Origin of the sequence: Brevibacillus sp. HB1.1, assembly GCF_013332445.1 — a bacterium.
In the GTDB taxonomy this organism is placed as follows: domain Bacteria; phylum Bacillota; class Bacilli; order Brevibacillales; family Brevibacillaceae; genus Brevibacillus; species Brevibacillus porteri.
Map to the genome: position 1 here is coordinate 121,783 of NZ_JABMIV010000009.1, position 19,359 is coordinate 141,141.

Here is a 19,359-nt window from a genome sequence, read left to right on the forward strand (position 1 = left end):
ACTATACAGATTGATTTTCAATATCTTACCAGATGACTTATGCAAAGGAGTTGGCTTTATGGGACAACTCGTCTGCGGAGGAGCCATGCTACAGTGCAGCTTCGGGGCAGCTCCCAGCTCACTCATGGTGCTCCCAGTGAACCGCGTCACAACCAGTATGCCGATCGCAAACATCATGGACAATAAACCGATGGTAAACGTCCTTCCATTCGGGATGTGCAATACGATGTCCAACCCTCAGGTCGCAGCAGCTACAGCGGCGAAGCTGGGTGTTTTCACTCCGGTCCCCTGCGTTCCTGTCACCGCCGCTCCTTGGGTTCCTGGCTCCCCTACTGTTCTCGTCGCCAACATGCCTGCCCTCAATCAAACCTCCAAGCTCATGTGTAGCTGGGGTGGCGTCATCCAGATCACGAACCCCGGTCAAGCGACGATTCAGGTTCCCTGACAGATAGGGAGGAAACGTTATGGACAAACAACTCCAAAAGCTAACGGAACAAACGATTGTCGACCCGCTCATCAATCCGCTCAAAAAATGGGTGCAGGATTGGATAAAAAAAGGAGCCGCTCTCCCCAAGCAAGCCCTCGATTGGATCAAGAACGGCATTGCCGGACTGTTCGCCAAAAAAGAAACTTCACTCAACGATTACGTGCATATCGGCCGTTTTTACATCGCCAAACGCTTTCTCATTTTGACAGGACTATTCCTCCTTGTCCTGGTCTACTTCCTGTTCATCAATCCTCCCGATGCGCTTAACCGCTATTTGCAGCGTCCCATCGTCATTCATCTAAAAACTCCAAATCAACAGATTTCCGACACGGGTCTGGCGATTATCTACAACCCGGAAGGCACGATGATTTATCATGGCCAGCTCGTAGATGGTCTGTATGACGGAAAAGGCGAGCTCTATGACGACAATGGGAAGCTCCTTTACAATGGCGAGTTCAAAAGTGGCACTCCACAAGGCTTAGGCAAAGGATACCGGAAAGGCGTTCTCGTCTATCAAGGTGGGTTTGAAAATGGCGTTTACGCTGGTCAGGGAGCGTTGTACAACGACAACCAGCAAGTCGTTTTTCAGGGAGAATTCAAAAATGGGAAGCTCGATGGAGCCGGTCAGGAATTGTACACAAACGGCGCAATCAAATACGAGGGCGCTTTTAAAAATGGCGTGTACAACGGAGCTGGCAGGCTTTTTACGAAGGATGGAAAGCTGCTCTACGGCGGACTGTTTGACAATGGCTTCTACGGCGGTGAAGGTACCGATTACTACGAAAACGGGCTCGTGCAGTACAAAGGGCAATTTGTGGACGGCAGATACAATGGAACCGGTAGTTTTTTTGATCGGGATGGCAAGCTCGTGTATGAAGGTCATTTTCGAAATGGGCACTTCAATGGAGCCGGTACCAAACTCTCCACCAGTGGTAGCATCGTCTATCAAGGTGATTTTTTACTGGGTGTGTATCACGGGCAGGGCGAGCTTCGTGATGCAAGTGGCGTAACGCTGTATAAAGGCGGCTTTGCCGAAGGGCATTATCACGGAACGGGAGAGCTTCGTTCTGCCGAAGACGCTCTGTTGTATCAAGGGCAATTTCGCGCAGGTTCCTACGATGGCATCGGGGTGCTCTACGACAAGGAAGGCCTGCCGTTGTACAAGGGGTACTTCCGTGAAGGACGTATTTATTTACCTGGATTCATCGGCATCTCCAGGAGCAAGCTGGAAGAGATTATGGGCAAGCCCGACGATGACGCGCCAAAACAAGACGAGGGAGCTGTCACTCCTTCTGCCGATCAAAAAGTACCCGAAGCTCCACCAGCAAACGAGGCCATCTTATCGTCTCAAAAGCTTACCTACCGTGACATGAGCATGGCTTTTACACTTGAACCAGCACCAGGACACCCTAGCAAGCAGATTGTCATTGCCGTCCACGTATATCACCCACAGATCATCTCTATCGTCAAAGAAGATCGGAACGAGCTCGACAGCAAATCTGCCATTTTGCCCAAGACGTCCACCACGTATTCTAACCGTTCTGGAGCTATCACGAGCTATTTGGTCGACCCGTATTTGTATCTCTATTTCTATCAAGCACAGCAAAAGGAACCCATTCAATTGGACGTGACAAAAGCAGAGGGGGTGTAATCATGCGACGCTATGAATCTAGCAAGCCATCTATGGATGCGACTCATGAAAAAACGAAAGCACCTGCTTCCAGGTCCATGCTCCAACCGAGCCAGGTCCAAAGAAAGGCAAGTCACTCTTCCCACATCCTTTCTCTGCAAAAGACTCTTGGCAATCAGGCTGTGCAGCGCATGTTATCGAGGACTCCCTTGCAAAAATCGGAGAATCTCTCTTCCGGCAGCGGTCGCTCACTCCCCGATTCCGTCCAAGCAAAAATGGAGAAGGCTTTTCGCACTGATTTTTCAGATGTACAGATTCACCCAGAATCGTCTGTCGCCTCCCAAATCGGGGCTGTTGCCTTTGCCCAAGGGAATGACATTCACTTTGCTCCCGGCACTTATCAGCCCGAGACGCGAAGTGGTCAGCAACTGCTCGGTCATGAGCTGACACATGTGGTTCAGCAACGACAAGGACGCGTAAAAGCGAACGTTCCGGATGCCAGCCTGCCGATTAATGACGATCCTGCTCTCGAAGCCGAAGCTGATCGCTACGGATCTGTTGCGGCTTCTGGTACCAAGCTGGACAGCACGGACCATAACACAACAAGTTCAGTATCATCCCCAATCATACAAGGAACGTGGGATGAAGCCTTGTTAGATGCACGCAGAATGTGGAATAAGCATGTGGCGAAAACCAATGATTTGCATGAAGGAACAATTAATGAACTTTTTGACGAGACAAACTACTTGTCTTACTTTAACAAAGTGAAATACAGCTACAGTCTGCACTCCAAAATTTCGGACATTTTCTCAGTTACAGGTGGGAACTATACAGAACTAGAAGAAGCACAACGTCTTTTCGGACAGGAGATCACGCCATATTTCGGTCAAGATAAGGACAACGATCCTGACATCGATTACAACTATTTGGAGAAGCAGGAAAACGCCAACGATGAGAGTGTCCACATAATGGACGAAGACGAGGATCATTCCAACGTTTTAGAAGTAAATAAACGCGTTGCGATGGAGATCAAAACGATCAGCTCCCATGATGATTTACAAATTAACGCCCGCATTCACGAAGCGATCGGCCAATTGGACAAACGGCGCGACACTGGTAATTATGATGAATACGTCATCGTCATTCAAAAGTATCATTCGGAAAATCCTTGGCCTTACACAAAAACGGAAAACAATGCAGCTGCCGAACTAGGCGATCTCAAGCAAAGAGTTATTAATAGACTGAGGAGCATGACCAATCTGCCCACCTATAATATCAAGGTCATTTTCCGCGGGATCACCAAAGGAACGCCCACAGGCGGAACAGGTGGCGTAAATCCCGCATTCCTTATCCCGGAACACATCCGCTATTCGAATATGCAATCGTATTCGTTGGAGTGTTACTACTGGGGTGAAGTCGGTGCAGGATGGCTGGTAGATGATCCTGTTCGCGAATAACATGACGAAACGGCAGCCATCACGCTGAATGGATGGCTGCCGTTTCTCTTTCGACATGATTAGTACAATCGTTTCGTATAGCTGTCTTGCAAGCCCTCCGCCACTTCTTTTGCCGTCACACCCGGAAGCTTCACATGGTCCGCCAGCATTTGTGCGACATTAGGAGTCGTCCCCTCTGCCGGCCATGACTCCGGCTTCCATAGACCAGAGCGCATAAATGCCTTCGCACAGTGCACAAAGCACTCCTCTACCTTCACACCGATCCCAAGCGTAGGCACCTTCCCGTTTACCGCCATCTTCGCCAGTATTTCTTCATCGCGAATAATGCAAGCCTTGCCGTTCATGCGGAACGTCTCTTCCAGCGTAGGAATCAAAAAGATAAGCCCAATATGCGGGTTGACCAAAATGTTCGTGATAGTATCCATCCGCTTGTTTCCTGGGCGCTCAGGGATGACGAGATGATGATCATCGATGACATGCACAAAACCAGGCGCATCTCCGCGTGGCGAAGCATCGCAATGGCCATCTTTGTCTGCTGTGGCAATGATGAGAAATGGCGCTTGGGCAATATAGTTGCGGCTATGGTCATCCAACTGGGTTATCGCCTTGTTCTGTACGAGACGACTTGGTTCTCCAACCATTTCGCGCAGTTGCTGTTCTGACGTGACCACATCACGGAAAATTCCGAATCCTGACATGACTAACCCCTCTTTCCTCTGCTTGTTCAAACCTGCCACCATCATACCACTTTTCTTGCTCATGGCAGAAGCAGGAAGTCCGGAGAGAGTCATATTACGCCAGTCTGCCCCCAGCAACGACAATCGCTCCGTTTTTGATTACTGTGTTTACGTGGTTGATTCCGTAACGATATTGCAAGGTCATGAAATCAGGGACGTCAAAAATCGTGACATCTGCTTTTTTCCCTACCTCAAGGCTGCCGACTTCATGCGCGCAGCGGATTGCGTGAGCAGCATTGATAGTAGCTGCCGTCAGCACCTCGGCTGGCGTCATCCCCATTTTCAGGCAACCCAGATTCATGATGAGTGGGAGCGAAACGGTTGGAGACGAGCCCGGATTGCAATCCGTCGAAATCGCGACAGCCACCCCACGATCAATCATTTTCCTGCCATTTGCTGACTCTGCCATCAGGAAAAATGCCGTACCGGGCAGTAACACAGCGATGACACCCGCTTCTGCCATCTGTTCAATCCCCTTGTCAGAGGCGCGCAGCAAATGATCCGCTGATACCGCGCCAACAGAAGCTGCCAGCTCTGCCCCTTCATACGGTTCGATTTCATCGGCATGAATCTTCGGCAGCAACCCATGACGGACTCCTGCTTCGAGAATGCGTCGGGACTGCTCAGGGGTGAACACACCTCTTTCGCAAAACACATCGTTAAAAACAGCCAGCTTGCGACGAGCAACCTCTGGGATCATTTCCTCGATGACCACATCTACAAATGCATCCGGATTTTCCTTGTATTCGCGCGGCACCGCATGTGCACCCATGAAGGTACTGACGATGTCCATGGGATGTTCCTCGTGCAACTGCTTGGCGACCTCCAGCTGCTTCAGCTCATCTTCCAATGTCAGGCCGTAGCCGCTTTTCGCCTCAACAGTTGTAACCCCATGCAACAGAAATTGGTCAAGACGCTGCTTACTCTGAGCAAACAGCTCTTCGTGGGTAGCTGCGCGCGTCGCTGCGGTTGTCGAGTGAATTCCCCCGCCATTGTTCATAATCTCCATATACGTCGCACCGTTTAGCCGCATATTAAACTCGTTTTGCCGACTGCCCGCGTGCACCAGATGTGTATGCGGATCGATCAGCCCTGGTGTGACCAGCTTACCCGAAGCATCGATGATTTGCGCCTCATGCGCACGGTCTCGATAGTAAAGCGCCAGCTCCTCATCTGTTCCCACACGCTGAATAACGCCGTCTTCCAGCCAGATGCTTCCGTCCTCGATGATCGACAGCTCATTCATTTGCGCTCCTACTACCGGGGAAGAGGAGCTGCCAGCCAGCGTAGCAAGCTGACTGGCGTGGCGAATCCATACAGGTTTAGTCATGGCTCTTACTCCTTTATCATCGGAATGTGGACGCCTTTTTCCTTGGCTGTTTGAACTGCGAGGTCGTACCCTGCATCGACATGTCGGACGATGCCCATGCCTGGATCGGTCGTGAGAACTCGTTCCAGACGACGTGCTGCTTCTGGAGTACCATCTGCCACGATGACCATTCCGGCGTGGAGAGAGTAGCCCATGCCAACGCCTCCTCCGTGGTGCACAGATACCCAGCTCGCTCCGCCTACTGCATTGATCATGGCATTGAGAATCGGCCAGTCTGCAACCGCATCGCTGCCATCCTTCATCGCTTCCGTCTCACGGTTTGGCGAAGCGACAGAACCGGAGTCCAGATGGTCACGCCCAATGACGATAGGGGCCGAAAGCTCACCGCGCGCTACCATCTCATTGATGATTTGACCAAAACGCGCACGCTCGCCATAGCCTAACCAGCAAATGCGGGAAGGCAGTCCCTGGAACTGAATGCGCTCCTGCGCCATGCGAATCCAGTTGCACAGATGAGTATTGTAGGAGAACTCGCGAAGAATGACTTCGTCTGTCTTGTAAATATCCTCAGGATCGCCGGACAGCGCTACCCAGCGGAACGGCCCCTTGCCCTCACAAAATTGCGGACGGATGTAGGCTGGCACAAAGCCAGGGAAACGGAATGCATCCTCTACACCCTCGTTTTTTGCCACCTGCCTGATGTTATTGCCATAGTCGAAAGTAACTGCTCCTTTTTCCTGCATGGCGAGCATGGCGCGAACGTGTTCAGCGATGCTTGCTTTTGCACGGGATTCGTACGCTTTCGGATCGCGTGTCCGCAGTTCGGCTGCTTCCGCAAGTGACATGCCGATGGGAATGTAGCCGTTGAGTGGATCATGCGAGGAGGTCTGGTCCGTCAGCACATCCGGGATAAAGTCGCGAGCCAGCATGGCATTCAGCACTTCCGGTGCATTGCCTAACAATCCGATGGAAATGCCTTTTTTGTCGCGTTTCGCTTCTTCCGCCAAACGGATCGCTTCGTCTAGACTGTCTGTCATCACATCCAGGTATTTCGTGTCCAGTCTGCGTTGGATACGGGTCGGGTCCACCTCGATATTGATGCTGACGCCACCATTGAGCGATACGGCCAACGGTTGCGCACCACCCATTCCGCCCAAGCCAGCTGTCAAGGTAATCGTTCCGGTCAGTGTGCCTTCAAAATGCTGGCGTGCCAGTTCTGCAAACGTCTCGTACGTCCCTTGCACGATGCCCTGGCTTCCAATATAAATCCAGCTTCCCGCTGTCATTTGTCCGTACATCATCAAACCCTTTTTGTCTAGCTCGTGGAAATGCTCCCAATTCGCCCAAGCAGGCACCAGATTCGAGTTTGCCAGCAGCACACGCGGTGCATCGGTATGCGATTTGAATACAGCAACCGGCTTCCCAGACTGGATGAGGAGTGTTTCATCACTCTCTAACGTTTGCAATGTTTTGACAATCGCATCGAAGCATTCCCAGTTCCGTGCCGCCTTGCCAATTCCGCCGTATACGACCAGATCCTCTGTACGCTCAGCTACATCAGGATTGAGGTTGTTCAAAAGCATGCGCAGCGCCGCTTCCTGCACCCATCCCTTTGTATGTAATTGGGTACCTGAAAAGGCTTGGATCAATTGCTCAACGGATTGTGTCGTCGTCATCATTTCCACCTGCTTTTCTAAAAGGATGTATTTCTTAGCTCCATTGTAAAAAAGCAAGGAAAGACAAAAAAGGCACCGCACTTTCGATTTGGTGCCTCTATTTTCGATTCACATGCAACCGCATTCATGGTTTGACAAAAAAATCTGTCTTTTCTTTCGATTTCTATCTTTTTCTCTGATTTCGTAACAAACGTGGAGTTGTCCCTGTCTTTTCCTTAAAAATTTTACTGAAATAATTGGCGTTGATGAATCCACATCGCTCTGCCACCTCATGGACAGACAAGGATGTCTCGAGAAGCAATCGGCGTGCTTCTTTTACTCGCAACGATGTGAGTATTTGGCGAAAAGAGCTTCCTTGCTTTTGCGCGAGCAGCGTACTGAAATAGGAAGGGCTGCGGTCGATATAGCGTGCGACTTCCTCCAAGCGCAGTGCCGGATCGGTGTAGCGGCCTTCTATATAGCGAATCGCCTGTTCCACAACATCTGCACGGGACTCGTCGATGGAATGATGAGCGACATCAAGAAGCTGATTGATGAACAGCAGCAGTTCCACTACGATCCGATACAAGATCGGCGAGTAAAGAATCGTTTCGAAAACCCGGTGATACTCCTCTTCCAAAGGTGCGGAGTCAAGACCACGTGATTTCATGTAGCGCCTGACTTGGGCCAAAATACTCGTCAGCCGAATACGCAACAGTCCCGGCTCCGGATAAGGCTCTTCCTTGTAAAAGAAGTGTGTATACAGCCACTGCTTCAACTCTTCCCGATTGCCTTCATCCAGCATTTCAACCCACGTGCGCTGTTCGGCAGGGGTCAAAAATGGGTCAATCATCATCCAATTCACACGATTATCAATGACCGTCACTTGCCGATATCCTTTGAAAAAGCGGACTTGCAGCGCTTGGCTCGCTTCCGCATACGTTTCGTTCAAGCTCTGCTCATAGTTGCTTGCGTCATACATGACCAAAAAGAGCGGCGCATCACTGTTTGCTTCCCAGTCCATCAGCAAGCGCTTGCCCATTTGGTGGAGACTAGAAGGCGAGACCGCAGCATCCATTGGAAAAACCCCCACAATGGTCTCCCCTAGCGGCAATAGATTGGGTTTGTCGCGAAACGGATATTCCTCAAAAAAGCGCAGCAGTTCCGGATGCCGCTTCGGATCCTCCAATTGAGCCAGCATGAGCGAAAAAGACTTGGCTTGTGCATGCCCGGGGAAAAACAGGTCAAGATACGAGACATCCCTGTCATTGTCCGCTCCCATTCCCTTCTCTTCGTTCATTCGCTTCCGATCCAAGCGCTCCTGGCAACATCTCGTCAGGATTCTCCTGATGTATTCAGGTGTCTGTGGCTTCAGCCATAGATCGCGTGCAAAAAGTCCAATCCCCTGCATCGCACGCTCGAATGTCGCCTCTGATGTGGTCACCACAACAGTCGGACGATACTGATCCACCAGAAGCTTCAGCCGATCCCACTGCCCGCGCCCAATCATGTCCAGTTCAATACAGATCACTTCCGGTGTATGCGCTTCCATCATTTCGTAAACGTCTTCCATGGTCCCGGCACTATGCACCTTGTCATACGGAATGGCATAGCTGGTGACGAGCCATCCGATTCCGATTCGTTCGTTCTGGTCCCGATCCGCTATCAAAATGCTGGGCATAAGCCGTCCTCCTTTTTAGAGCTATCAGAAGAGTGGGACATCTTTTTCTATGAAACAAAGGTTGCCCATAATTGGACAACCTTTTCTCACTCACGTTCTTACTTTTTGAGAGGATTTTCGATCATGGTTCCCATCACATGATCCAGCGGAATAAAACCAATATCGCGGGAATCTGTGCTGTGATTCCGGTTATCTCCCATGACAAAAACATGATCGGCTGGAACCGTGATCTTTCCGTCTGCTACATATTCCATCGTTTCTTTGATATATGGTTCGTTCAATGCCTCACCGTTTCGATACACCTTGTTGTCTTTGAACTCTAGTACGTCGCCTGGTCTTCCAATGACTCGCTTAACATACATCGTGTGATCATCGCCTTGACCAGTGACCAGCGACACCAAGGGATGCCCCACGATATCGTCCATCAATGTACGGTCTCGCTCTACCCGACTGTCGATCACGACAATCTCGCCGTAATCTGGCAAATAAGAAAACGTGTGTGATAGTTTAGACACATATATGCGCTGTTCGTCTTGTAAGGTAGGGTCCATGGAATGCCCATCAACCTTGAACGGTTGAAATACAAAGATTCCGAGGACAAGAGCGAAAACGACAGCAAAGGTTATCGATCGAATCCATCCTAATACTTCTCTCATTTTCTTTTGGCACTCCTTCCTTATACCATTCTCTCTTTCATTCATCGAAACCATCATACCACATTATCTGCTCAATCCCAAAAAATCAGCTAGAAGCAAAGATCAGGTGAGACCATACTCGCGCAGTTTCCGAAACAGCGTTGCCCGGCTTATGCCTAATAGTGCAGCTGCTTCTTCTTTTCGTCCGTTTCTATCCCGGATTTGTTGCATCGCAGTATCGATTGCTGCTCGTTCCAGTTCTTTTAGCATAAGTCCTTGCTTTTGCCAGTCGAATGACCCCTGACTTTCTTTTACGGAATGTGGGGGAGATTCACGCAGCATTCCCGTTCGAATGGGCAAGCTCGAGGGCTGAACCCAAGCGTTTGCTTCCATATTGACTGCGTACTCGATTACATTTTCTAGCTCTCGGACATTTCCTCTCCAGTCGTGATGAAACAGGACGTTTTGCGTCTCTTGGGAAAAGCCGTGCAATTTCTTCCCCACCCGATTCGCATGCGCCAAAAGGATATCGTTCGCCAAAGGAAGTATATCCTCTCTACGTTCTCGCAGCGAGGGCAAGTGAATGGGAATCACATGCAATCGATAGTACAGGTCCAAGCGAAACAACCCCGCGTCTACCCGCTCCTGCAAATCCAGATGGGTTGCTGCAATGATCCTTGCCGCTAAGCGTATGGGCTTGCCGTTACCTCCAATTCGATACAGTTCCTTTTCTTGCAACACGCGCAGCAGCTTGCTCTGTAAATGCATCGGCATATCCCCGATTTCATCAAGAAACAGTGTACCTTTTCCTGCGACCTCAAACAACCCCGGTTTTCCACCCTTTCGCGCTCCTGTGAATGAGCCTTCCTCGTAACCGAACAGCTCGCTCTCCATCAAATGCTCAGGGATTGCGGCGCAATTAATCGAGAGAAACGGCTCGTCACGGCGCGGGCTTGCCTGATGAATGGCTTTAGCAAAGAGCTCCTTTCCGGTTCCACTTTCACCTTGGAGCAAGACAGTCGAATCACTGGCTGCTACACGTCTTGCCACTTCCTTTGCCTGTACAATCGCAGGACTGTTTCCACCGATCATCCGAAAAGCGTCGGGCTCCGAGTATCCACTCACCTGCCTTGCGATTTGCACGACTTCCTGTACATCATCTAGCGTAATCACCCATTCTTTGACCGTTCCTGCCAGGAGAATGGGCTTGATGGCAAACAAAAATGTCTTTTCTTCCTGCCCGATAGACAAAACGACCTGCTTTGGCGCAGACTGCGCGGCATCTGCATCGCGAATAGCGTCTATCCATCCTGCCATTTGACTGTCGTCGTGATCGAGCTGCAAATACTGACGGGCACGCTGGTTCGCCTGAATGATCCGATTGTCTTGATCGACGAGAAACATGGCTTTGTCCATTTCATCCATGACGACACGCAGCTTTTCTACCGTATGCAACTGCTCGACGTACAAGTAATGCTCTTTTAGCTTAATGGCGATCAGCTCGGCCATTTTTTGCAAATAGGTCAATATCGCATCCACATCCGCAAACAACCGCTCGCGCTGCTCCTCATCGAAAGCGAGCAGGCCGATCACACCTATATTTTCGTTGTCTAATTGTATCGGGCAGCAAATCTCTCCCGTCTCCGTGCAATTTCCATAATGCATACAGGGACGACACCGCTCATCCTGCCCTGGATGCATGATCACAACAGGATGCCCGGCGAGCAACGACTCCCGGTATATATGGTCCTCTCCTGCCATCGTCCGCAAAACGCCAGCCTCATTCTTCCCCGTCCCTGCGATCCGCAAAAACTGACTGTCCGCAATCTCTACCTCTACGCGCAGAACGGATGCAACAGCCGAAGCAATCTGTTGCACACTTTCTTGAATATCTCGCAAGGGCATCGGGCTTCCCCTCCCGTCAATCTATTGCCTACATTATAGCGCATCACAAAGGAAGCCAGCCCTTATGCATTTTTTTACTGGCAAAAATCGCAAATTGTCTCCACCAAGATGGCACTCATGTCTACCAAGCTATCTACCTCTACATATTCGACTGTCGCATGCAGACCGGCTCCCACTGGTCCGAACAAGACAGTAGGGATTCCCGCTTCCTGCAATAATGCCGCATCCGTCCACCCTGAGAATCCGCATACCTCGGGTGTTTTTCCCATCACGCTCTTACACGCTGCCTGAAGAGCGATATAAACAGGTTCATCCAGCCCGACTTCAAACGGCTCTCGCAAAAATGACAGCTCGGCGCTTGCTTGGAACGTCTCATCTTCAGCGCGCAGCTTCTGTAGGATCGCTTCTATTTCATTAACCACGTCTGCCTCTGTCTCGCCCGGCAACGTCCTTCTCTCCCAGTCGATGCGGCAATAATCTGGGTAGGTGGACAGCTCTGTTCCACCCTGAATGAGTGAAGCATGGACAGATGCCGCACCGAGTATCGGATGAGCCGTGCCTTGAGCCAATCTGTCTGAAAGACGCTCCAGCTCTTGCAGGACCCTGCCCGCTCGAACGATTGCATCAATCCCTTCTGTTGGACGACTTCCGTGAGCTGCCTTGCCCAGCACCTCGCATTTGACCCAGGCAAATCCTCTGTGAACGACGCCAATCGCCAGATCGGAAGGCTCACAGCATATCGCCGCATCTGCTTTGTATGCCTTTACCAGCTCCTCTGTGCCGATGCTTTTATACTCCTCGTCAGCGACAAAAGTCAAAATGACATCTCCTGCTAAAGTAACCTTTGCTTGTGCGATCGCCTCTACTGCGGCGATCATGGCCCCCAGACTACCCTTCATGTCCTGACTGCCTCTACCGTAAATTTTGTTGTCCACAAGGGTAGGCTCAAACGGCGGAATCTCCATGCGCTTGGCGCTCACCGTATCCATATGTCCGTTTAGCATCAGGGATTTGCCTCCGCCTGCTCCCCGTAGGATCCCGACGACATTGACCGCGGTGTCGTTAATAGGCGTGACATGAACCTCCAGTCCTGCCGCCTCCAAACGCTCTCGAATAAATGCGGCGATCGCTTTCTCGCCCGGTCCATCCTCATCAAGGTACGGGTTCACCGAATCAATCCGAATCAAATTCTGTACCAATGAAATCAGTTCGCCTCGATTGATCGTCACGTTCATTTTGTCATCTCCTCCTCTTCTCGGCATGCACCTTCCCAGATGATACGTCTGTAGATATCCCGATCCGTATCCCCTTCCGTACTAAAGCACAGAACAACGGAATTTTCATTCAAGCCGAGCTGCTCACGCTGTTGATGATACATAGGCTTGCTCATCAAGGCAGCAAGAAGCCCTACCCCGACTGCTCCACTTTCCCCACTCACAATGGAAGGGTCGTCTCCAGCCGGTGCCGCAAGTAGGCGCATGCCGTTTGCCGCCACGTAATCGGCACAGCTGACGAAGAAGTTTGCATGCCCCTGCAAGATCTCCCATGCCATCGGATTCGGCTCACCACATGCTAGACCCGCCATAATGGTTCCTAGCTCGCCGGTAGCTGCATGTGGTTGACCGTCGTTCTTTTCTGCTGAGAGGACCATGCAATTGGCGCTATGCGGCTCGACGATCACCGTCGTTAGGTCTTTATTTGCTTGTGCTGCTACGAAATGTCCCAAGACTGCGGCGGCCATAGAGCCGACACCTGCCTGCAAGAACAAATGCGTCGGCTGTTTGGCGTCAGTGAGGGCTGTGAGTTGTTCCATGGCCTCTGCTGCCATCGTCGTATAGCCTTGCATGATCCACGTGGGAATGGTCGTGTAGCCTTCCCATGCTGTATCTTGAATCACTTGCCAACCACGTTCCTTCGCCATTTGTTCTGAGAGACGCACGGCTTCATCGTAGTTTCCATTGATGACGTGGGCATGTGCACCCGCCTCCCGTATCGCATCTACCCGTTGCTGGGCGGAGCCTTTGGGCAAATAAACAACGGCATGCTGTCCGAGCGCTTTAGCAGCCCATGCAACTGCCCGTCCGTGATTGCCATCTGTCGCAGTGACGAAGGTGACTTCTCCGATTCGGTCTCTCATTTCTTGGGAACATAATGCTTCAAAGGTCATCTCTTCTGTTGATTTCCCCAGCTTTTCGCACAAGAAACGAGCCATCGCATAAGAAGCTCCCAGAACCTTGAAGGCATTGAGACCAAATCGCTTGGACTCATCTTTTACAAGTACCTGATCTACTCCCAGCTCACGTGCTAGTACAGGCAATGTAACGAGGGGAGTCGGCTCGTAGTTTGCAAGAGATTGGTGAAAGCCTTTGGCAAAACGGGTTTCTTTTTCGGTCAAATAGGTAGGAATGCGAGAACTCTCGCTATTTTTTCTATTATTTTTCACAACGTAGATTGGTGGGCGTTTATCCATCGATGGGTTCCTCCTCGGGTGGTTTCATCCTTTTTGATAGAGCAAGGATCGTGCCAACCGTACGAGGCGTGGGTGGCTTATTAGTTTGGTGGTAACCGTATCAAAATGAGATTAAATTGTATCATTTTGATACTTTAAGTCTTGTTTTGATACTCGTCATTCTAGCTGCTGTGGTGGGAGGAAACAGGAGAAAACGCTCCAGCTTCTTGGGTCACCAGCTTGGGGGATTGACTGCACGGCTCCATGGAAAAAGCGAAACCGCACCCAAAGTAGAGGTTCAGGGATGCTTTTCAGAGGTGGACGCTTAAAGGCGTGTTTCGCTTTTTCCATTGCGCCTCGGTAGGTGCCCCAAAGATCTTCGCTTATTTCTCCTGTTTCCTTACGAGCTGTTGGTTTTCAGATAGGCTTTGAAAGATTGTGTACAAACCATTAGCTAGGCCAGAGAAGAATATTTCCAGTCCTAGCGACTTTCGAAGTCCATCCCAGCTTTGCGGGGATTTGCGGGCAAAAGAAATGCAACATGCCCCTGCGACGGAGCGGCTACCACTTTTGCGTTTCCCCGCAAAGCGCTGCGGAGCGGACAGTCTACACTTCCTAGCAGGACGTAGCCCGGAGTGTAGACTTGAAATATTCTTCTCTCCACCGCAGCAACTACAAGTTCGGTCTGGATTTATATGCTATATTTTTATTAATCTCCAAAGTACTGAGATGGATTGATACATAGCACAGAAGTCAGGAGTTAAGAAGGAAGGATGAAGGAAATGCCAATTCATAAGCAATCTCGTTCTCCTATTGGTTCTATTAGAGAAGATGGTCGTTATCCCATCGACCTGACTGGCCCACAGAGCCACACGCTTGTTCTCAAGCCCGGCGTAGGGAGCCTCTCCATCGGACCGTCACAATTGGGCAATAAAGCAGACCTTCACATCGATCCCTATACACCTATCAATTGGAGCGTATTCGATTCTTTTGCCACACCAGCTGGATCGCCCTGGCCGCGAGTTCTGTACTACACAGGTAGCGACACAGGCTTCTTCGACTGGGCCAAAGAACGCCCCATTGAAGGAATGTCATGGGTTCCAATCCTGCCTAATGACATAGTCGTGGACGCCAGCCATTCCAAATTGCACGACTTGTCTATCGAACTGGACAAGTCTGAAAGCCGTTTGCATCTAAAACTCCCGAAGCACCTGGTCTCTGAATATTTCCGTCTGAGTGTAGCTGGCGATCTATCGCGTTTCTCTGTCGATGGCGACATGCCATACTCTCTGACACTGAAGCCGGGCACCAGCCGCCGCAAGAATAAGGATCCCTTCTTGCTACCCGATCTGGGCGAGCTGCATCAGGTCACGAGCCTGACGCTTCGAAACGAACCGCTGGCGCAGCCTATCTCACTGGAGTGCCTAAGTCGATTTCAGAATCTTACATCACTGAGTTTGTGGGGGAATTTCTGCGATTTGGACTTGCTAGCTCGTCAGTCCCAGTTAACGAATTTGGAGCTGCGCTTCATGCCTGATCTGGGTGACTTGCCGCCATTACATGTGTGGCCTTTGCTTGACAGATTTATCGCCTATAACGTGGAGGAGATTGCTGGCAAGCGACTGAGACAGCAAATGAAAGCGCGAGCTAAGACCCGCCCATGGACGAGCTACGCTTCAGTGAGCCAATTAAGGAAGCCTGAGTGGTGGACGACCGAGTTTGGCCGCCCATTTTCATCCTGGCCGAAACGTCTGGCCAAGCTGGCTAATGAAGCTTATGACGTTGCACAAGCGGCCTTGGCTCAAGCCCGCAGCCTTGCTGATGCGGAGGCAGCCATTACCGCCTTCACCGTGCGTTTCAACACCCTCAAAGGTATCGAAACCATTGAACGAGAAGACCTTGGTGAAGCTGTATGGCAACTAAGCCAGTCTGACCACCAAATCGGCCAGCCTATAACGGAGGAGACAGCTCAACGCTGGTTCGACGCAGCACGCGATTACTGAATAAAGTGAAGCAATGTTGATAATAAGTTTTAAGGCCATCCTTTGCGGGATGGCCATTTTTGAGTTCGTTGTATTTGACGCTCGTTCTCCGTTCGTTTAATCAAGCTGTAAAGAAACCTATTTTTTTCGAAAAATAATTCATTTCGGATTTACTTGAAACAAAGCCTCCGGTTTGGTGGCTTTGCTTCTTCGGCCCAATTATTCGCTTCTCAAGATGTGCTCGATTCGCTTTTCTGGCACGACCCAGATCACAGCAACGAGTACGTAAAAGAAACCGGAAACCCATGGACCCACATACGCGGTCAATATTGCGAGCAAGTAGAGAAAAGGAGATACTTTCACCTTCCAGTCTCTGCCCATTGACTTTACGAATGCGGAATCGCCGGAATGCTGGCTAATGATTGCGAGCTGGAGAAACCTGTAAGAAGTCGCTGCAAGCAGAAGAACGATCCCGTACAATGCCATCGGGGCGGGGGCAAAATGGCTTTCCCCCATCCAGGCGGTCGTGAAGGGAATAAAGGATAGCCAGAAAAGCAATATCAAGTTGAGCCACATCAGCCGCCCGTTCATTGTTCGAATCATGTGCAACAGATGATGATGGTTGTTCCAGTAGATGCCGACATAAACGAAACTAAAGATGTAGCTAAGCACTTTTGGGCCTAGTTCGATTAACGAATACCAGTCTTGGCCTTCCGGTACTTTGAATTCTAGCACCATGATCGTAATGATAATCGCCAGTACGCCATCGCTGAACGCTTCCATCCGGTTTGCTCTCATTTGGTGATCACCTGTTTCCCTTTTTACGTGCTTCATTGATCTATAGTATCTGTAGTTATTCTATATGTTCTGCATAATGGCAAGCACCACCTTTTCGCTAATGAAGGACCGAAAAAATTGTTACGAACATTCCCTTGCGTTTCTGGCCGAATTGAACCGCAGGATCGCTGCGGAGCGGACAGTCTCTACTTCCTAGCAGGTCGTAGCACGGAGCGTGGACTGGAAATATTCTTCTCTCCACCGCCATCCCTGAATCTAGAAATAATCACCTGCTTAACTCTCTCAGGTGGCTTTATCGAACAGAATGACTCTATGCGTTTCGCTCTTCATCCTCAGAAGAAGGCCATCCACCCCATAAGTGGTTCAAATGCCCGTCAGGATCACGAAACGTAAAGCTATAGCCCCCGCCTCTCTTATACGTCATTTCACCTACTTCGATTCCTTTGCTTTTCAGTTCCTCATAAACCTCATGGATTTGGTCTACCTGCAAAGAGATGATCGGTTGGGCTTGTCCGGCCATATCGGTAAAGTCCAAACGCGGAACATCTGGACAACGAATGAGTCCGAGACCTACTCCGCCTACGTTCAACCAAGCCTCGTTGTCTCCAGGTGAAAATTCGAAAGTAAACGGAATGCCAAGCACATCCCGATACCACTTTATGGATACCTCCAAGTTTTTGACTGGTAGCTGTACAACCGCAAAGTTACGTACATGAATACTCATTTGTGTTCGCTCCTTTATTTCCAATATACGTTCACCCTCATAAACGAAAGAAAAGAACAAAAAGAAACGGGTACCTCTACCATTTCTGAAAAAAATGCAGCAAATGTCCATCCGGGTCACGAACAGCAAAGAAAAGGCGATCGCCTGCTACCGAAACCTTTTCCACGCTCACGCCCTGCTCTGCGAGGCGCAGGTACGTTTGACAAATCGCATAGGCATCCCCCGCACGAAAAGCAGCCAAAAATTGCTCGAACCCTTCTTTTGATACCAATCCAGACGAATCACGACGTCCAGCTTTGTCGATTTTCTTTTTGCTGGATGGGCTTTCATCCTGTCTGTATTGCTCTGCCAACACGAACAAGCGCTGGCGTGCCCTCTTCACACCTTCCTTCACTGCCCCTACAGTCGTATGCAGCAATGTGGCTGTTTCCTGCGCCGTAAACAAAAAAATGTCCATCATGAGAATCAGCACCATCTGTCTGGCATTTAGACGATCAGCCAGTTGCTCGAACACCTCTCTCTGCACAAACGCATCGGTTACAGTGGGTTGATGCAGATAGATCTCTTCATCAAACAGGGCGAGATGCTCATTCGCCTTTCCTTTCCGGCAATGATCGATCCAAGCATTCGTGGCAATTTGCCTCAAAAATGCCTTGGTCAGTTGTCTGCCTGGAGCCTTCTGCAAGGAACGATACACCTTCGTCAATGTTTCTTGCAGGAGATCCTGCGCATCCCAGTCGTTTTTCGTGAGGGACAAGCAATGCTTTTGGATATCCGCAAGTAAAGGTTTTACGCGCAAAAAGGAAGCCTCTTCCTGATCCGCTCCCATACTATCCCTCCAAAATCTTTCTGACTATTCACATTTATTTTCGATAAAAGAAGGAACGCTGTCAAACAAAAGAAAACGACCGTCCAGAACAGATTTTTCCCGTTCAGGACAGTCGCTACGTTATTTCCTACCAATCAACACAACCAAGTCTATCGTCATGTCCGCTCCTGCCAAGTCAGACACCCGTTCCAACTGCTCAGGTGTCGCCCCCCATGCCAACGGAGTCATCTGGAGCAGGGAAGAAAGACTCCCTTCATCCAGTCGGAACTGATACTGAATCCGTTCTTTGCCGATTAGCTGGAAGCTGGCTTTGAAGTGATCGATCGTACGATGATTCGCATATTTTGTTTTTGGTGTCTCTTGATACAAGACTTCTCGTAGTTCTCGCAAATAGTTGGCTTCGGGAATGACTTTGATCATCCGTCCATCATCAGCCAGGAGTCTATGAAACTCATCCGAATTGGATGGAGATAACAGATTGAAAATGTAAGGAAACTGTCTGTCGGCAAACGGCGCCTTCGTCAAATCGCCAACGCACCAAACTACTTCTGGATCGCTCTTCGCCGCGAGCATAACTCCCTCTTTGGCGATATCGACACCCACTCCGATAAAGGGGACTTCGCTCGTTTGCATCACTCTCTGCCGAACCTGCGACAGATGATAGCCTTCGCCACATCCTGCATCCAGTACATACATCTGGCTTTCCTCGGGTTCTGTCGTATGCAGGATGACTTCGCTTAACACGTCATACAATGGATCAAAAAAACCTTGTTCCATTATCGTCCTTCTCGCTGCGAACATTTGCTTGTCATACTTTGTTTTGTAGGTTCGCGTAGCCAAGTGAACATAGCCGTGCTTGGATAAATCAAAGCAATGATGATTGTTGCATACCAAGCTGGTTGCAGGTACGTTGCGCATAGCTGCCTGGCAAATTGGACAACGAAAAATCTCCACATGCTGAGAGATAGCTGTAGACATCAAAAAAAGCACCCCATTCATTCGTATTTCGGTGAATGAAAAAAGGCACAGTCAAACAAACCCCAAGCATTTTCAAAAAAAT

The 19,359-nt window shown here is 50.0% G+C and carries 16 protein-coding genes; 4 read left to right on the forward strand and 12 right to left on the reverse strand.

The genetic code is table 11. The features are described from left to right. Positions 1-58 precede the first annotated feature (58 nt). Genes HPY27_RS21755 through HPY27_RS21765 form a run of 3 tightly spaced genes read left to right on the forward strand, consistent with a single transcriptional unit; the run spans position 59 to position 3,574 of the window. Positions 59-445 carry a DUF4280 domain-containing protein gene (locus tag HPY27_RS21755; RefSeq protein WP_007721356.1) on the forward strand — a complete coding sequence of 129 codons (387 nt, stop codon included), beginning with the start codon at positions 59-61 and terminating at the stop codon, positions 443-445. 19 nt (positions 446-464) lie between these two features. Beyond that, a complete protein-coding gene (locus HPY27_RS21760) occupies positions 465-2,138 on the forward strand; it encodes an MORN repeat-containing protein (protein ID WP_174225925.1) in 1,674 nt (557 codons plus the stop codon). A 2-nt stretch (positions 2,139-2,140) separates the two neighbouring features. Next, positions 2,141-3,574: an eCIS core domain-containing protein gene (locus tag HPY27_RS21765; RefSeq protein WP_174225926.1), complete on the forward strand. Its 1,434-nt coding sequence runs from the start codon at positions 2,141-2,143 to the stop codon at positions 3,572-3,574. 59 nt (positions 3,575-3,633) lie between these two features. On the opposite strand, the gene HPY27_RS21770 is transcribed toward HPY27_RS21765, so the two are convergent. The 8 genes from HPY27_RS21770 to dpaL all read right to left on the reverse strand — a co-directional run bounded on the left by HPY27_RS21770 (position 3,634) and on the right by dpaL (position 13,987). Then, a complete protein-coding gene (locus HPY27_RS21770; protein WP_174225927.1) occupies positions 3,634-4,272 on the reverse strand; it encodes a pyridoxamine 5'-phosphate oxidase family protein in 639 nt (212 codons plus the stop codon). 94 nt (positions 4,273-4,366) lie between these two features. After that, positions 4,367-5,641, reverse strand: coding sequence for an imidazolonepropionase (gene hutI / locus HPY27_RS21775; protein WP_173623703.1), 1,275 nt, complete (start codon positions 5,639-5,641; stop codon positions 4,367-4,369). 5 nt (positions 5,642-5,646) lie between these two features. Then, entirely contained in the window at positions 5,647-7,317 is a 1,671-nt protein-coding gene (gene hutU / locus HPY27_RS21780) for a urocanate hydratase (protein ID WP_017250510.1), read from the reverse strand. Between the two features lie 163 nt (positions 7,318-7,480). Further along, the gene (locus HPY27_RS21785) at positions 7,481-8,977 is read right to left on the reverse strand and encodes a helix-turn-helix domain-containing protein (protein WP_174225928.1); all 1,497 of its coding nucleotides are present in this window, start codon (positions 8,975-8,977) and stop codon (positions 7,481-7,483) included. A 98-nt stretch (positions 8,978-9,075) separates the two neighbouring features. After that, entirely contained in the window at positions 9,076-9,633 is a 558-nt protein-coding gene (gene lepB / locus HPY27_RS21790; RefSeq protein WP_017250512.1) for a signal peptidase I, read from the reverse strand. A gap of 102 nt (positions 9,634-9,735) precedes the next feature. Continuing rightward, positions 9,736-11,517 (reverse strand): sigma-54 interaction domain-containing protein, encoded by a 1,782-nt coding sequence (locus HPY27_RS21795; protein WP_174225929.1) that lies wholly within the window; start codon positions 11,515-11,517, stop codon positions 9,736-9,738. Positions 11,518-11,591: 74 nt separating this feature from the next. Continuing rightward, positions 11,592-12,752 carry an ArgE/DapE family deacylase gene (locus HPY27_RS21800; protein ID WP_174225930.1) on the reverse strand — a complete coding sequence of 387 codons (1,161 nt, stop codon included), beginning with the start codon at positions 12,750-12,752 and terminating at the stop codon, positions 11,592-11,594. Beyond that, positions 12,749-13,987, reverse strand: coding sequence for a diaminopropionate ammonia-lyase (dpaL, locus tag HPY27_RS21805; RefSeq protein WP_173623707.1), 1,239 nt, complete (start codon positions 13,985-13,987; stop codon positions 12,749-12,751). The genes HPY27_RS21800 and dpaL overlap by 4 nt, the downstream gene beginning before the upstream one ends. Before the next feature lie 761 nt (positions 13,988-14,748). Here dpaL and HPY27_RS21810 point away from each other — a divergent pair. Further along, complete coding sequence (locus tag HPY27_RS21810; protein ID WP_174226010.1) at positions 14,749-15,969, forward strand: hypothetical protein; 1,221 nt, start codon at positions 14,749-14,751, stop codon at positions 15,967-15,969. A gap of 198 nt (positions 15,970-16,167) precedes the next feature. Here the strand turns inward: HPY27_RS21810 and HPY27_RS21815 are convergent, their stop codons facing one another. From HPY27_RS21815 to HPY27_RS21830, 4 genes are all read right to left on the reverse strand, one after another. Continuing rightward, complete coding sequence (locus HPY27_RS21815) at positions 16,168-16,746, reverse strand: TMEM175 family protein (protein ID WP_173623708.1); 579 nt, start codon at positions 16,744-16,746, stop codon at positions 16,168-16,170. Between the two features lie 310 nt (positions 16,747-17,056). Beyond that, positions 17,057-17,470 (reverse strand): VOC family protein, encoded by a 414-nt coding sequence (locus HPY27_RS21820; protein ID WP_174225931.1) that lies wholly within the window; start codon positions 17,468-17,470, stop codon positions 17,057-17,059. 76 nt (positions 17,471-17,546) lie between these two features. After that, the gene (locus HPY27_RS21825; RefSeq protein WP_017250519.1) at positions 17,547-18,299 is read right to left on the reverse strand and encodes an RNA polymerase sigma factor; all 753 of its coding nucleotides are present in this window, start codon (positions 18,297-18,299) and stop codon (positions 17,547-17,549) included. A gap of 120 nt (positions 18,300-18,419) precedes the next feature. Then, complete coding sequence (locus HPY27_RS21830) at positions 18,420-19,277, reverse strand: putative RNA methyltransferase (RefSeq protein ID WP_254612960.1); 858 nt, start codon at positions 19,275-19,277, stop codon at positions 18,420-18,422. Positions 19,278-19,359: the final 82 nt, after the last annotated feature.

Excerpts from the sequence above, each read along its gene's own strand:
- HPY27_RS21755 (WP_007721356.1), top strand. The coding sequence starts at position 59 with ATGGGACAACTCGTCTGCGGAGGAGCCATGCTACAGTGCAGCTTCGGG.
- HPY27_RS21760 (WP_174225925.1), top strand. The coding sequence starts at position 465 with ATGGACAAACAACTCCAAAAGCTAACGGAACAAACGATTGTCGACCCG.
- HPY27_RS21765 (WP_174225926.1), top strand. The coding sequence starts at position 2,141 with ATGCGACGCTATGAATCTAGCAAGCCATCTATGGATGCGACTCATGAA.
- HPY27_RS21770 (WP_174225927.1), bottom strand. The coding sequence starts at position 4,272 with ATGTCAGGATTCGGAATTTTCCGTGATGTGGTCACGTCAGAACAGCAA.
- hutI (WP_173623703.1), bottom strand. The coding sequence starts at position 5,641 with ATGACTAAACCTGTATGGATTCGCCACGCCAGTCAGCTTGCTACGCTG.
- hutU (WP_017250510.1), bottom strand. The coding sequence starts at position 7,317 with ATGACGACGACACAATCCGTTGAGCAATTGATCCAAGCCTTTTCAGGT.
- HPY27_RS21785 (WP_174225928.1), bottom strand. The coding sequence starts at position 8,977 with ATGCCCAGCATTTTGATAGCGGATCGGGACCAGAACGAACGAATCGGA.
- lepB (WP_017250512.1), bottom strand. The coding sequence starts at position 9,633 with ATGAGAGAAGTATTAGGATGGATTCGATCGATAACCTTTGCTGTCGTT.
- HPY27_RS21795 (WP_174225929.1), bottom strand. The coding sequence starts at position 11,517 with ATGCCCTTGCGAGATATTCAAGAAAGTGTGCAACAGATTGCTTCGGCT.
- HPY27_RS21800 (WP_174225930.1), bottom strand. The coding sequence starts at position 12,752 with ATGAACGTGACGATCAATCGAGGCGAACTGATTTCATTGGTACAGAAT.
- dpaL (WP_173623707.1), bottom strand. The coding sequence starts at position 13,987 with ATGGATAAACGCCCACCAATCTACGTTGTGAAAAATAATAGAAAAAAT.
- HPY27_RS21810 (WP_174226010.1), top strand. The coding sequence starts at position 14,749 with ATGCCAATTCATAAGCAATCTCGTTCTCCTATTGGTTCTATTAGAGAA.
- HPY27_RS21815 (WP_173623708.1), bottom strand. The coding sequence starts at position 16,746 with ATGAGAGCAAACCGGATGGAAGCGTTCAGCGATGGCGTACTGGCGATT.
- HPY27_RS21820 (WP_174225931.1), bottom strand. The coding sequence starts at position 17,470 with ATGAGTATTCATGTACGTAACTTTGCGGTTGTACAGCTACCAGTCAAA.
- HPY27_RS21825 (WP_017250519.1), bottom strand. The coding sequence starts at position 18,299 with ATGGGAGCGGATCAGGAAGAGGCTTCCTTTTTGCGCGTAAAACCTTTA.
- HPY27_RS21830 (WP_254612960.1), bottom strand. The coding sequence starts at position 19,277 with ATGTCTACAGCTATCTCTCAGCATGTGGAGATTTTTCGTTGTCCAATT.